Raw genomic sequence first — 13,696 nt, 5'->3', positions numbered from 1 at the left:
CATGCTACGGTTGCCTTCCCCTCCCTTCTGCCGCGTTCGGGTCATGGCCTATCGCAAAAAGGACATTGGCGGTGACGTCGATCCGGCTGCGCCGTGGCGCGATGTGCCGCTGCATCGCCCGGTCACCTACCGGGTTACCCAGTACCCGGCCGGCACCCATATCGCAGGCCACAAGCACCAGCGCCACCAGCTGGTCTATGCCATCTCCGGGCTGATGGTGGTGCGCTCGGAAGTCGGTCGCTGGGTCGTGCCCTCCACCCGTGCGATCTGGATGCCGGCCGGCATGGTGCATGCGGTGGACTGCATTGCCGCCGTGCACATGCGCAGCCTGTACATCGACCCGTCATTCGCCCCGCAACTGCCGGCCGAACCGTTCGCGGTACAGGTGGCACCGCTGCTGCGCGAACTGCTGCAGGCAGCCACCCTGATCAAGGGCGAGCACATCGAAGACAGCCGCGATGGCCGCCTGGTGCGCCTTCTGCTGGACGAGCTGCATCGCATGGACGTATTGCCGCTGCACCTGCCCGCGCCTGCCGATCCGCGCCTGCAGCGGATCTGCCAGCACCTGCAGAAGCACCCCGGCGATGACGCCACGCTGCAGGACTGGGCGCAGTCACTGGAAGTGGATGTGAAAACCATCCAGCGCCACTTCGCCAACGAACTGGGCATGACCTTCGGCCAGTGGCGGCAGCAGGCGCGGCTGCTGGCGGCAATGGAACGGCTGGCGACCGGCGAGAAGGTCATCGATGTCGCACTGGCGATGGGCTACGACAGCCCCAGCGCGTTCACCAGCATGTTCAAGCGCCAGTTGGGGCAGACCCCGGCGGCGTTCTTCCGCTGACCCGAGGCACAGAAACGCCGGGCATGGCCCGGCGCTACCGTTCAACGCTTGCGTTGAAAATTCAGGACGTCATCCGGTCCCAGAAGCCCTTCACGCCGTCCATGAAGGTGGCGGACTTCGGCGAGTGCTTGCGCGCTTCCTCACCGACGAAGGTGGCCTCGAACTGCTCCAGCAGCCTGCGCTGGTCGTTGGTCAGGTTGACCGGCGTCTCGACCACCACGCGGCAATACAGATCGCCCTCGCTGCGGCTGCGCACCGAACGCACGCCCTTGCCGCGCAGGCGGAACAGTTTCCCGGTCTGGGTCTCTGCCGGAATGCGGATCTCCGCTTCGCCACCCAGCGTCGCCACGCGCACGGTATCGCCGAGCGCCGCCTGCGAGATGCGGATCGGCACTTCACAATGCAGATCGTCGCCATCGCGCTGGAAGATGGGGTGCTCGCGCACGCGCACTTCCACGTACAGGTCGCCCGGCGGCGTGCCGGCCGGCCCCGCTTCGCCCTCGCCAGCCAGGCGGATGCGATCGCCGGTGTCGACGCCCGCCGGCACCTTCACCGACAGCACCTTGTCTTCCTCGACACGGCCATTGCCGTGGCAGGTCTTGCAGGGCTTGGCGATGATCTGGCCGCGGCCGCCGCAGTTGTGGCAGGCCTGCTGCATGGCGAAGATGCCGCGCTGGATGCGCACCTGGCCGCGGCCGTGGCAGACGTTGCAGGTCTCCACCTTGCCATCTTCCGAGCCGCTGCCATCGCAATCGCCGCATTCGGCCAGGGTCGGGATCTCGATGCGGCGCTCGACGCCACGCACCGCTTCTTCCAGGTCCAGCTCCATCACGTAACCGATGTCGGCACCGCGGCGTGCCTGGCGCGGACCGCCGCCGGCACCACCGAAGATGTTGCCGAAGATGTCGCCGAAGATATCGTTCATGTCCGGACCACCCGGACCGCCCCCGCCCATGCCGTGCTCGAACGCGGCATGGCCGTGGCTGTCATACATCCGGCGCTTGTTGCCGTCGGACAGCACCTCGTAGGCTTCCTTGCACTCCTTGAAGGAGGCTTCGGCGGCCGCATCACCCGGATTTCGGTCCGGATGGAACTTCATCGCGCAGCGGCGGTAAGCCTTCTTCAGCTCTTCTTCGTTGGCGGTGCGGGCCACGCCCAGCACTTCGTAGTAATCGCGCTTGCTCATATCGTGAATCGGCTTCCGGAATGTCGGGATTCGTCAAAGCGGAAGAGCGGAACCAGGTCCGCTCTTGCGTCGGGCGCCCCGACGCGCCGGAGGCGGTCAGGACCCTGATGCGACAACGGGACGCTGCCAGGCAGCGTCCCGCGTCGGTCCGGATCAGGACTTCTTGTCGTCCTTGACTTCGGTGAACTCGGCGTCCACCACGTCGTCGTTGCCCTTGCCGGCATTGCCGGCATCGGCGCCCGGGGCACCGCCCTGCTCTGCCGACGCTGCGGCGAACAGCGACTGGCCGGCTTCCTCCAGCACCTTCGACTTGGCTTCGATCTGTGCCTTGTCGTCGCCCTTCATCGCGGTTTCAAGATCGGCCAGAGCCGCTTCAACCTTGCCGATGACATCGCCGCCGACCTTGCTGCCGTGCTCGGTGATGGCGCTGCGGGTGCCGTGGATCAGGGCATCGGCCTGGTTGCGGGCCTGCACCAGCTCCTGGAACTTCTTGTCTTCTTCGCGGTTGGCTTCCGCGTCGGCGACCATGCGCGCGATCTCTTCCTCGGACAGGCCCGAGCCGGCCTTGATCTCGACCTTCTGTTCCTTGTTGGTCTTCTTGTCCTTGGCCGACACATGCAGGATGCCGTTGGCGTCGATGTCGAAGGACACTTCCACCTGCGGCAGGCCACGCGGCGCCGGCTCGATGCCGGACAGGTCGAACTTGGCCAGCGACTTGTTGAAGCGGGCCTGTTCGCGCTCACCCTGCAGCACGTGCACGGTCACGGCCGACTGGTTGTCCTCGGCGGTGGAGAACACCTGCGAGGCCTTGGTCGGGATGGTGGTGTTCTTCTCGATGATCTTGGTGAACACGCCGCCCATGGTTTCGATGCCCAGCGACAGCGGGGTCACGTCCAGCAGCAGCACGTCCTTGACGTCGCCGCCCAGCACGCCACCCTGGATCGCCGCACCCAGTGCCACGGCTTCGTCCGGGTTGACGTCCTTGCGCGGCTCCTTGCCGAAGAACTCGGTCACCGCCTGCTGCACCTTCGGCATGCGGGTCTGGCCGCCGACCAGGATCACTTCGCTGATGTCGCTCGAACGCAGGCCGGCATCGTTCAGGGCGACGCGGCACGGCTCGATCGACTTCTTGATCAGGTCTTCCACCAGCGCTTCCAGCTTGGCGCGGGTCAGCTTGATGTTCAGGTGCTTCGGACCCGACGCGTCAGCGGTGACGTACGGCAGGTTCACTTCGGTCTGCTGGGCGCTGGACAGCTCGATCTTGGCACGCTCGGCAGCGTCCTTCAGGCGCTGCAGGGCCAGCGGATCCTTGCGCAGGTCGATGCCCTGGTCCTTGTTGAACTCTTCCACCAGGTACTCGATGACGCGGTTGTCGAAGTCTTCGCCGCCCAGGAAGGTGTCGCCGTTGGTGGCCAGCACTTCAAACTGCTTCTCGCCGTCGACGTTGGCGATCTCGATCACCGAGACGTCGAAGGTACCGCCGCCCAGGTCGTACACAACGATCTTGCGATCCTTGTTGTCGCCCTTGTCCAGGCCATAGGCCAGCGCGGCCGCGGTCGGCTCGTTGATGATGCGCTTGACGTCCAGGCCCGCGATGCGGCCAGCATCCTTGGTGGCCTGGCGCTGGCTGTCGTTGAAGTAGGCCGGCACGGTGATGACCGCTTCGGTGACCTTCTCACCGAGGAAGTCCTCGGCGGTCTTCTTCATCTTCTCCAGTACCTTGGCCGAGATTTCCTGCGGCGCCATCTTCTTGGCGTCGCTGGTAGCCACCCACGCATCACCATTGTCATGGGCGAGGATGCTGTACGGGACGTGGGCGATGTCCTTCTGCACCTCGGCGTCGGTGAACTTGCGGCCGATCAGGCGCTTCACCGCGTAGAAGGTGTTCTTCGGGTTGGTCACCGCCTGGCGCTTGGCCGAGGCACCGACCAGGACTTCGCCGTCCTTGGTGTAGGCGACGATCGACGGGGTGGTGCGATCGCCTTCCGAATTCTCGATGACGCGGGCCTTGCCGCCGTCCATGATCGCCACGCACGAGTTGGTGGTGCCGAGGTCGATACCAATGATCTTGCCCATGGGGGAGACTCCTGAGAAATGCTGTGTGGATGTCAGTCCGGCCGCTCGGCCGGTGGATGAATGGGATGTGGGGGAGGCTCGTGGAACATTCAAGCCATCTCCCGAACGCTGTGTTCAGCCGTTCAAGGTTCGCCGGGCATGGCCCGGCGATGACGATCCGGGGGTAGCGCCGGGCCATGCCCGGCGGCCGCTCCCGGATCGCCCGCGCAGTCGGCGGCCCCCCCCACCCCCGGCCGCTCCCGGATCGACCGCTCAGTCGGCGGCCACCACCACCAGCGCCGGCCGCAGCAGGCGCTCGTTGAGCAGATAGCCCTTCTGGAACACGGTCACCACGCTGCCCGGGGCGGCGTCCGGGGCCGGCACCTGGCTGATCGCCTGGTGGTGCTCCGGGTTGAACGGCTGGCCGGTCGGGTCAATCAGGACCAGGCCGTTGTCGGCGGCGACCTTCAGCAGCTGCTTGTAGGTCAGCTCCAGGCCCTCGCGCAGCGGGTGCGGGTCGTCGCCGGCGGCCTTCAGGCCGGCATCCAGGCTGTCGAACACGGGCAGCAGTTCGCCCAGCAGCTTCTCGTTGGCGAACTTGCGGGCCTGCTCGATGTCGCGGGCCACGCGCTTGCGCTGGTTCTCCAGGTCGGCGCGCTCACGCAGCGCATCGGCCCTGACCTGCTCGACTTCCGCGCGCAGGCGCTCCACTTCGTCATTGACGCCTGCTGCGGCGGCCGCGTCGGCGGCGCTCTGCTGGGATTCGAAATCTGGATGTTCGTGGTTCATGTCTGGGTCCCTGGCGGTCACTCCCCGCCTCCACCCACCCTAGTGTGGGCGGGATGCTGCGTTTCAAGCGTCCGCGGCACCGGATCCGCGTCCGGTCGGTGAAAAGGCCGCCCCCAGCACGTCGGCGGTGGCCTGTACCAGCGGGATCATGCGGTCGTAGGCCATCCGCTTCGGCCCGATCACCCCCAGCACGCCCAGCACCTGCCCGTTGGCCGCATACGGGGCGGTCACCAGCGAAACGCCCTGCAGCGGCATCATCCCGGTCTCTTCGCCGATGAAGATGCGCACGCCCGGGGCCTGGATGGTCCGCTCCAGCAGCTGCAGGATCTCGCGCTTGCTGGAAAACAGCTCGAACAGTTCGCGCAGGCGCTCCAGGTCGGACAGGTCCTGGACCCCCATCAGGCGCGTCTGGCCCGCCACCAGCATGTCGTCGGCCGCGGGCTGCAGGGCCTGCTCGGCCAGTTCGATGCTGTGCGCCAGCAGCTGCTCCAGCTCGGAACGGGCATCGCGCAGCTCCAGCAGCAGGCGCGCCCGGATCTCCGCCAGCGGCAGCCCGGCGAAATGGGCGTTGAGGTAATTGGCGACCTGCTCCAGCTGGCCCGGGGCGAAGTCCTGGCGGGTTTCGATCACCCGGTTCTGGACCTCGTTGTCGGCGAACACCAGGATCGCCAGCACCCGGCGGCCGTCCAGCGCCACGAAATCGATCTGGCGGAAGGCGAACTGCTCGCGCCGCGGCGCGCTGACCACGCCGACGAAGTGGCTCATCGCCGACAGCAGCTCGGAGGCACTGCCGAGCAGGGCCTGGGTGCTGCCGCCACCGGCCAGTTCCTGGCGCAAGCGGGCCAGCTCGCCCTCGCCCGGCGGCTGCATCTGCAGCAGGCTGTCGACAAACACCCGGTAGCCATGCGCGGTCGGGATCCGCCCGGCGGAGGTATGCGGCGACGCCAGCAGGCCCAGGTCCTCCAGGTCGCCGAGGATGTTGCGGATAGTGGCCGGACTGACTTCCAGCCCGGCCACGCGCGCCAGCGTCTGCGAGCCCACGGGCTCACCATCCTGGATGTGGCGCGCGATCAGCGTGCGCAGCAGATGGCGCGCGCGCGGGGCGAGTTGGTCGGCGGAACCGTGCATGGAATCAACCTGTGAGACACGGAGACTAGATAATGGCGCCGGATCACCTTGGCAAGCCATTGGACCGCCCGCGTGCGCATGCTAGCGTTGCGCGGCTCAGCTACCCCCAGACCCATGCTCAGACACCTATCGATCAAGGATTTCGCCGTCGTCCGCGCTACCGAACTTGAATTCGGGCCTGGCATGACCGTGGTTTCAGGCGAGACCGGCGCCGGCAAGTCGCTGATGGTCGACGCGCTGGGCTTCCTGTCCGGCCTGCGCGCCGACAGCGGCGTGGTCCGCCACGGTGCCGCCCGCGCCGAGCTGTCGGCCGAGTTCGCGCTGGAGCATCTGCAGGCCGCACGCCAGTGGCTGGCCGACAACGAGCTGGACGATGAGGACCAGTGCCAGCTGCGCCGCGTGATCCGCGCCGACGGCGGTTCGCGGGCCTGGATCAACGGCCGCCCGGTCACCCTCGCCCAGCTGGGCGAACTGGCCGCGCTGCTGGTGGAAATCCACGGCCAGCATGAACAGCAGGCCCTGCTGGCGCGTCCTTCCCAGCTGGCCCTGCTCGATGCCTATGCCGGCAACGAGGAAGAGCGCCGTCAGGTCCGCCGCGCCGCAGCCGCCTGGCAGGCACTGGTCGATGAATCCCTGGCGCTGTCGCAACAGGGCGACGTCAGTGACCGTATCGGTTTCCTCGAGCATCAGCTGCGCGAACTGGACCGTGAGGATCTGGAGCCCGAATCGATCCTCGCGCTGGGCGCCAGCCATCGGCGCCAGGCCCATGCCAGCGCGCTGCTGACCGCCTGCCAGGCCGCCAGCAACCAGCTCAACGGCGACGAGGGCAGCTCGGCGCTGGATCAGCTGCAGCAGGTTCGGCACGAATTGGCCCGGCTGATCGAACACGACCCGCGCCTGGGCGAGGTGGACAGCCTGATCGAAAACGCGTCGATCCAGCTGCACGAAGCCCTGTCCCTGCTCGACCGCGTGCACGACGACCTGGATGCCGACCCCGAGCAGTTCGAGGAGAACGAGCGCCGTCTCGGCCGCCTGCACGACCTTGCGCGCAAGCATCGCGTGCCGATGGACGAACTGGGCGCGCAGCGCGAGCGCATGCATGCCGAAGTGGAGCAGCTGCGCGGCGCCGACGAGCGGCTGCAGCGCCTGGCCGGCGAGATCGACAAGGCCGCGGCCGCCTGGCGGGTGCAGGCCGAAGCACTGAGCGCAAGCCGGCGCAGTGCGGCGGCCGCGCTGTCGACCACCACCACCGGCATCATCGCCGAGCTGGGCATGGGCGGCGGCCAGTTCCTGATCGAGCTGGAACCCCAGGACGGCGGCAAGCCCGACCCGCAGGGCGCCGAACGCGTGGAGTTCCTGGTCGCGGCCAACGCCGGTCAACCACCACGCGCCCTGCGCAAGGTGGCCTCGGGTGGCGAACTGTCGCGCATCTCGCTGGCAATCGAAGTGGCCGCGCTCGACCTGGACGCCGTGCCGACGATGGTGTTCGACGAAGTCGACTCGGGCATCGGTGGCGCGGTGGCCGACATCGTCGGCCAGAAACTGCGCGCCCTTGGCGAGAAGCGCCAGGTGCTGTGCGTGACCCACCTGCCGCAGGTCGCGTCCAAGGGCCATGCCCACTACCGGGTCAGCAAGGCACCGGTGGAAGGCATGACCCAGAGTGCGGTGGAGAAGCTGGACCTCAAGGCACGCGAGGAAGAACTGGCACGCATGCTCGGTGGCGTCGAAGTGAGCAAGGAAGCGCGCGCGGCCGCCCGCAAGCTGCTGCAGGTCTGACGCCGGCGGCGTCGAGCGACGCCCGGTCCGTCCCACCGCAGGTTCACCCCAGCGGCCGCGCCAGATCCACCTTTTCCACCAGGAAATCCAGGAACGCACGCACCCGCAGCGGCAGATAGCCACCCTGCCCCAGGAATACCGCGTGCACCTCTTCCAGATCGCCGGGATTGGCCTCTTCCAGCACCGGCAGCAGCCGCCCGGCCGCTATGTCGTCCCTGACCTGGAACGCGGCCAGCCGGGCCAGCCCGAGCCCTCCCAGCACCAGCTGCCGCAGGGCATCGCCGTTGCTGGCGCGCGCATTGCCGCTGGTGGGCACGCGCAGCACCTGGCCGCCCTGCAGCAGCGGCCACCCCTGCATCGCCCGCGCATGGCCGATGTCCAGCCGGTTGTGCGTCTGCAGGTCGTCGACGTTGCCAGGCAGACCGTGTCGCTGCGCATAGCCGGGTGAGGCCACGATCATCATCCGCGTCGCCCCCAACCGTCGTGCCACCAGGCTGGAACTCTTCAGCGGACCGGCCCGCACGGCCACATCGGTGCGCTGCTCGAGCAGATCGATCACTTCATCGGTCAGGGTCAGGTCCACCCCCACCTGCGGGTGCTGCTGCAGGAACATGGGCAGCAATGGCAGCAGGAAATGCTGGCCGAAGGGCACGTTGGCATTCACCCGCAGCCGCCCGCGCGGTTCGGCATGCGCGCTCGCACAGCGCTCGGCCTCTTCCAGGTCAGCAAGCACGCGCAGCCCGCGCTCGTAGAAGGCGCAGCCCTCCGGGGTCAGCTGCAGCTGGCGGGTGGATCGCTGCAGCAGGCGCGTGCCCAGCCGCTGCTCCAGCCGCGCCACCAGCTTGCTGACCGCCGAGGGCGTCATGTCCAGGCTGCGGGCCGCCGCGGAGAATCCGCCGGTTTCGATCACCCTCACGAACACTTCCAGCTCGCCGGAGCGATTGATGTCGGGTCGCGCCATGGTGATGAATCCAGTTCACAGATGATTATCCAGGCGCAGTCTAGTTCACAGAAAGCGGCAGGGACACCATGGCCCCTCCTTCCGAGGGACCCTTCCGATGAACCGCCTGAGCACGTTGACCACCGCTGCCCTGCTCACCCTGTCCGCAGCAGCCAGCGCCACGGCCGCCCCTCCCCGGCACTGGGTGGCCAGCTGGCAAGCCAGTCCACAACCGGTTTGGCAGGCAGACTTCCTGTTTCCGACGCTGATCCCCGCAGAGCTGGCCGACCAGACCTTCCGCCAGACCGTCCGCATCAGCCTGGGCGGCTCGCGCCTGCGTGTCCGCTTGAGCAACGCCTACGGGACACAGCCACTGCGGGTGGGCCGGGCCACCCTGGCGGCACATCCGGGCGAGGTGCCGCAGGCGCTGACCTTCGATGGCCAGCCCGGCGTGCTGATCGCGCCTGGCCAGGACCGGCTCAGCGACGCGCTGCCACTGCCCACGCGCAACCTTCAGTCGCTGCAGGTCAGCATCCATCTGCCACAGCCCACGCCGCTGCGGACGTTCCACTGGGAGGGCCGGCAGACCAGTTGGATCGCGCCGGGTGACCAGAGCCTGGCTGCGGACCTGGACGGGGCCCGCAGCACCACGGCCCGCCTGCTGCTGTCCGGCATCGACGTCGAAACCGCAGCCCGCGCGCGCAGCGTGGTGGTGATCGGCGACTCGATCACCGATGGCGCAACGGCCAGCCTCGACCAGGACCAGCGCTGGACCGACCATCTCGCCGCACGGCTGGCACCGCAGGGAATCGCAGTGGTCAACGCCGGCATCTCCGGCGGACGCCTGCTGCGCGACGGCATGGGGGAATCCGCCCTGGCCCGCTTCCCGCGCGATGTCCTCGACCAGCCCGGTGTCGCCAGTGTGATCGTGCTGATCGGCATCAACGACATCAGCTGGCCGGGCACAGCGTTCGCGCGCGGCCAGGACCGGCCCGGGCTCGCCGAACTGCAGGCCGGCTATCGCAGCCTGGCCGGACAGGCCCATCGCCATGGACTGCGCATTGTCGGCGCAACCCTGCCGCCGTTCGCCGGCGCCCTGCCCGGCACCCCGCTGGACGACTACTACCAGCCGGACAAGGACGCACTGCGCCAGCAGCTCAATGCCTGGCTGCGGCAGGACAGCCCATTCGATGCGGTGATCGACCTGGATGCAGTGCTGCGCGACCCCGCCGATCCCTCACGGATGGCCGCCGCCTACGATTCAGGCGACCATCTGCATCCGGGCGATGCCGGCAACCGGGCCATGGCCGAGGCCGTGGATCTGCGGATGCTGATGCCGCCATCGCACCCGGCGGTCACTCCGCCGCGCTGACGAAAAACCCCGGGGCCAGCCCGGGGTCTCGTCGCAACCGGCACGCAGGGGGGGCCTATCTGCGCTTCTTGCGCACGTACAGCACCAGCGAGTGTTCTTCCAGCTCATAGCCGTGATCGGCCGCGATCTTGCGCTGCAGTTCCTCGATCTCGGTACTTTCGAACTCGATGATCTTGCCGCTGTCCACATCGACCATGTGATCGTGATGGCCGCCGCGGTCCAGTTCATAGACGGCCTGGCCGCCTTCGAAATTGTGCTTGAGCACGAGGCCGGCAGCCTCGAACTGGGTCAGTACCCGGTACACCGTGGCCAGGCCGATCTCGTCACCATGCTCCAGCAGCTGGCGGTAGATGTCTTCGGCGGTCATGTGGTGCTGGGCAGTGCGCTGCTCGAGCAGCGCCAGGATCCGCATCCGTGGATGGGTTACCTTCAGGCCGACTTTACGCAGGTCGTGGGTTTCCATAGGTCTCCGTTCATTGGCGATTTAGCGCCAGCTGCCTCGGATTGGGTCGCGGTGGCACGCCGGGAGTGTATCATCGGTTCGATTTCCCCAACCGCCAGTCCCGATGCGCAATCTCCTGTTGGTCGCCGCCGTCGCCCTGTCCACCACCGGGTGCGGCATCATCTACAAGCAACCCATCTATCAGGGCAACCTGATCCGGGAAGATGCCGTGGCCAAGCTGCAGGTCGGGCAAAGCAAGCAGCAGGTGAACGCGCTGCTGGGCACGCCCTCCGTGCCGGACCCGTTCCATGCCCAGCGCTGGGACTACACCTCCAGCCAGCGGGTCGACCGTCTCGGCCGCACGGAAGTGAAGAACTTCACCGTGTATTTCGAGAACGACGCCGTGACGCGCTGGGAGGGTGACTATTTCCCGGCCAACGACAAGGCGCTGGCCCAGCAGACCGTCCGCCAGTTCGGCCGCAACCTGCCGAAGGACAAGAAGAAGAAGGGCCGCTGAGGCCGCCGGCCCGTTCCGACGGACGGGCCCTGGCCCTCAACCGCCGAGCGCGCGACGCCGGCGGTTGTCCTTGGGATCGGCCTGCAGCGGGCGCAGCAGTTCGACCCGGTCCCCATCCAGCAGTGCCTGCTGCGGGCGGGCCAGCACACCATGCACGGCGGCAGCCGGGCAGCCGGCACTGCCCTCAAGAGCGGCAGCGGCGATCGCATCGGCAACCGTGGCGCCCTCTTCCAGCTGCAACCGGCGTGACAGCACCCGCTGCGGCCAGGCAAGCACCACCTCGACCTCGATCATCGCTCAGTCCTCGTCGGCGACCCGGACGAAATCGTTGACCATGCGATCGGCCAGACCCTGGAAGCCGATCGCCAGCGCCGGGCCCAGCAGCCGTGAGCTGGGTTCGAATTCCAGGGTCAGCGTCACCTTGCAGGCGTCTTCGGCCAGCGCGTGGAATTCCCAACGGCCATGAAGCTGCTTGAAGGGACCGTCGCGCAGCTGCATGTCGATGCTGTGCGGGCGCTGCAGGGTGTTCTCGGTCTGGAACCAGGTACTGAACGAACCCAGGCCCAGGTCCAGACGCGCCACCAGCCGGTCCTCGCCCTGCTCCAGGATGCGGGCATCGGAGCACCAGCGGAAGCGGCGCGGATAAGCCTGGACGTCGTTGACCAGGTCGAACATGCGCGCGGCCGAATGTTCGACCAGGGCGCTGCGGCGGATAGTAGGCATGTATACGGGACGTTTCGGCAATCGACCGGGCGGGCCCGAATCGGAGACAATACGGAAATGAGCAAGAACAGCGGCAAGGATAAAGCAAAGAGCGCGACGGCCAACAAAACCATCGCGCTGAACAAGCGTGCCCGCCACGAGTACCACATCGAAGAGCGCTTCGAGGCCGGGCTCGCCCTGCAGGGCTGGGAGGTCAAGTCGATCCGGGCGGGGCGCGGCAACATCATCGACGCCTACGCTTACGTGAAGCGTGGCGAGATCTACCTGATCGGCGCACAGATCACTCCGTTGATCCAGGCCTCCACCCACGTGGTGGCCGAGGATCGGCGCGAGCGCAAGCTGCTGCTGCACCGGAACGAGATCGACAAGCTGATCGGCAAGGTCGAGCGTGATGGCTATACGATCGTGCCGACCGCGATGTACTGGAGCAAGAACAAGATCAAGCTCGAGATCGCGCTGGCCAAGGGCAAGCAGAACCACGACAAGCGCGATGCGGCCAAGGATCGCGACTGGGCGATCGAGAAGCAGCGGGTGATGCGGCGCGGCAACCGCGACGCCTGAGGCAGGCCCCGCCGCCATGTGGCGCCGGGCGATGCCCGGCGGCCCGGGCCATCAACCGGCCAGCATGCCCTGCCCGCGCGCGCGCGGCGCCAGGGCCGCGTGCATCACGGCCAGGTGCATCACCACCGCCAGTTCCGGCGCGTGGCGATCATCGCCCGCCCGCCACTGCTGGGCGAGCTGGGCTGCATCGGCCGGCAGCAGGGCCAGCAGTTGCGTATCGTCGAGCGCATCGGCTGCACCCTGCAGCTGGCGCGCCAGCTGCCGCGACTGCCACACGTGAACGCCGATGCTGAGGCTGGCCAATGTCATCAAGGTCAGCGCCAGGCCGTGCTCGAACCACTGCGCCAGCACGTCCGGCCCCCACAGCAACGCCGCCAGTACCGCCAGCGCCGGCAGCCGCCAGCCCAGCCAATGGGTGCGCCCACGCTGCGGCCAATGCACCACCACTGCGCTGGCGACCAGCGCCACCGCTGCGGTGGCCGGCAGTTCGGTCAGCCAGGTCGCCGCCAGCAGCACCGCCAGCAGCGCCCAGACCCAACCGGGAGGCAACGCCCGTCGCTGATAGTCGGCCCCGACCGGGCCCACCAGCTGGCGCAGGCTGCGCTGTTGCATCGCGTCGGTCACCCACAGTCTCCCGTTTCTGTCCTGCCCTGGATGGTCACGACCAGTGTGTCGCAAATCCGTGCCGGAGACGTTAGCAATCCGCTATGACACAGGCAGTACAACATGTTGCGGATTGACCGGCCGCGCGAGGTGACTGTTCAGCTGTTTTGCCGTAGCATGACAACCGTTGGGCAGGCCCTGCCCGTGGTGACACGGAATCGGCCCTGTACCTTGCAGCACTGTAGAAACCGGGGGTGCATTGGTTTCGACGGGGGTTGTGAAGTCGCCTGGCGCATGCCGAGGGGGTAGCTTTCCTCGTAAATCCAGCTGCAAAACTCTAGTTGCCAACGACGACAACTACGCTCTGGCCGCTTAAGGCCTAAGCCTCGAAACCGCTTGTGTCCATGCTCGCGGTGTAGAGTCACTATCATGGAATCGCGCTGGACGGCTGCCTGTCAGTCCGGCACTAGAACACAACAGGCTGGTTCCCGGATGCGCTTTGCACGCCGTGCTGTTCGGGGACGAGATTCAACGGCGAGCTAAGCATGTAGTGCTGGGGATGGAGTGCCTTCGGACGGCGGTTCAATTCCGCCCACCTCCACCAACGAGCGGTCCTTCAAGGACCGGAGAAGCCCGGACATTCCCGCCAGAAGGGGATCTCCGGGCTTTTTTATTGCCTGCGGTATACACCGTTCGCCGCGCGTGTCGATCTCGACATCGGTAAATCGGTTCAGAAATTTCCTACCCCCGCACTGGGGGAGAA

General features: G+C 67.3%; 14 protein-coding genes and 1 other RNA gene. 6 read left to right on the top strand and 9 right to left on the bottom strand.

The window, feature by feature from the left end:
- The first annotated feature begins 43 nt into the window (after window positions 1–43).
- On the top strand, window positions 44–841 hold the full coding sequence (locus ACVOMM_RS08375; RefSeq protein WP_253118826.1) for an AraC family transcriptional regulator: 798 nt from the start codon (window positions 44–46) through the stop codon (window positions 839–841).
- 61 nt (window positions 842–902) lie between these two features.
- Here ACVOMM_RS08375 and dnaJ read toward each other — a convergent pair whose 3' ends face one another.
- The 4 genes from dnaJ to hrcA all read right to left on the bottom strand — a co-directional run bounded on the left by dnaJ (window position 903) and on the right by hrcA (window position 5,999).
- Window positions 903–2,027, bottom strand: a complete 1,125-nt coding sequence (gene dnaJ / locus ACVOMM_RS08370) for a molecular chaperone DnaJ (RefSeq protein ID WP_053519713.1) — start codon at window positions 2,025–2,027, stop codon at window positions 903–905.
- Between the two features lie 153 nt (window positions 2,028–2,180).
- Window positions 2,181–4,103, bottom strand: a complete 1,923-nt coding sequence (gene dnaK, locus ACVOMM_RS08365; RefSeq protein ID WP_053519712.1) for a molecular chaperone DnaK — start codon at window positions 4,101–4,103, stop codon at window positions 2,181–2,183.
- Window positions 4,104–4,355: 252 nt separating this feature from the next.
- The gene (grpE, locus tag ACVOMM_RS08360) at window positions 4,356–4,871 is read right to left on the bottom strand and encodes a nucleotide exchange factor GrpE (protein ID WP_053519711.1); all 516 of its coding nucleotides are present in this window, start codon (window positions 4,869–4,871) and stop codon (window positions 4,356–4,358) included.
- A 63-nt stretch (window positions 4,872–4,934) separates the two neighbouring features.
- Window positions 4,935–5,999, bottom strand: a complete 1,065-nt coding sequence (hrcA, locus tag ACVOMM_RS08355; protein ID WP_053519710.1) for a heat-inducible transcriptional repressor HrcA — start codon at window positions 5,997–5,999, stop codon at window positions 4,935–4,937.
- A 114-nt stretch (window positions 6,000–6,113) separates the two neighbouring features.
- Between hrcA and recN the strand changes: the two genes are divergently transcribed.
- Window positions 6,114–7,775, top strand: a complete 1,662-nt coding sequence (gene recN, locus ACVOMM_RS08350; protein ID WP_065175026.1) for a DNA repair protein RecN — start codon at window positions 6,114–6,116, stop codon at window positions 7,773–7,775.
- 43 nt (window positions 7,776–7,818) lie between these two features.
- On the opposite strand, the gene ACVOMM_RS08345 is transcribed toward recN, so the two are convergent.
- Window positions 7,819–8,736 (bottom strand): LysR family transcriptional regulator, encoded by a 918-nt coding sequence (locus ACVOMM_RS08345; protein WP_053519708.1) that lies wholly within the window; start codon window positions 8,734–8,736, stop codon window positions 7,819–7,821.
- Window positions 8,737–8,833: 97 nt separating this feature from the next.
- Here ACVOMM_RS08345 and ACVOMM_RS08340 point away from each other — a divergent pair, with 97 nt between their 5' ends.
- A complete protein-coding gene (locus tag ACVOMM_RS08340) occupies window positions 8,834–10,087 on the top strand; it encodes an SGNH/GDSL hydrolase family protein (RefSeq protein WP_053519707.1) in 1,254 nt (417 codons plus the stop codon).
- 55 nt (window positions 10,088–10,142) lie between these two features.
- Here ACVOMM_RS08340 and fur read toward each other — a convergent pair whose 3' ends face one another.
- Complete coding sequence (fur, locus tag ACVOMM_RS08335; RefSeq protein ID WP_053519706.1) at window positions 10,143–10,550, bottom strand: ferric iron uptake transcriptional regulator; 408 nt, start codon at window positions 10,548–10,550, stop codon at window positions 10,143–10,145.
- Window positions 10,551–10,653: 103 nt separating this feature from the next.
- On the opposite strand from fur, the gene ACVOMM_RS08330 reads away from it, so the two are divergent.
- Window positions 10,654–11,046 carry an outer membrane protein assembly factor BamE gene (locus ACVOMM_RS08330; RefSeq protein ID WP_053519705.1) on the top strand — a complete coding sequence of 131 codons (393 nt, stop codon included), beginning with the start codon at window positions 10,654–10,656 and terminating at the stop codon, window positions 11,044–11,046.
- Between the two features lie 36 nt (window positions 11,047–11,082).
- On the opposite strand, the gene ACVOMM_RS08325 is transcribed toward ACVOMM_RS08330, so the two are convergent.
- Window positions 11,083–11,340, bottom strand: coding sequence for an RnfH family protein (locus ACVOMM_RS08325; protein WP_053519704.1), 258 nt, complete (start codon window positions 11,338–11,340; stop codon window positions 11,083–11,085).
- Window positions 11,341–11,343: 3 nt separating this feature from the next.
- Window positions 11,344–11,769, bottom strand: coding sequence for a type II toxin-antitoxin system RatA family toxin (locus tag ACVOMM_RS08320; protein WP_053519703.1), 426 nt, complete (start codon window positions 11,767–11,769; stop codon window positions 11,344–11,346).
- A gap of 57 nt (window positions 11,770–11,826) precedes the next feature.
- On the opposite strand from ACVOMM_RS08320, the gene smpB reads away from it, so the two are divergent.
- Complete coding sequence (gene smpB / locus ACVOMM_RS08315) at window positions 11,827–12,330, top strand: SsrA-binding protein SmpB (protein ID WP_019661238.1); 504 nt, start codon at window positions 11,827–11,829, stop codon at window positions 12,328–12,330.
- A 51-nt stretch (window positions 12,331–12,381) separates the two neighbouring features.
- Here the strand turns inward: smpB and ACVOMM_RS08310 are convergent, their stop codons facing one another.
- Window positions 12,382–12,954 carry a hypothetical protein gene (locus ACVOMM_RS08310; RefSeq protein WP_053519702.1) on the bottom strand — a complete coding sequence of 191 codons (573 nt, stop codon included), beginning with the start codon at window positions 12,952–12,954 and terminating at the stop codon, window positions 12,382–12,384.
- A gap of 229 nt (window positions 12,955–13,183) precedes the next feature.
- Here ACVOMM_RS08310 and ssrA point away from each other — a divergent pair.
- Window positions 13,184–13,537, top strand: a transfer-messenger RNA (tmRNA) gene (gene ssrA, locus ACVOMM_RS08305).
- The last annotated feature ends 159 nt before the right edge of the window (window positions 13,538–13,696 follow it).

This window comes from Stenotrophomonas sp. STEN009 (assembly GCF_056760395.1).
This window is presented reverse-complemented; position numbering and strand designations above follow the sequence as displayed.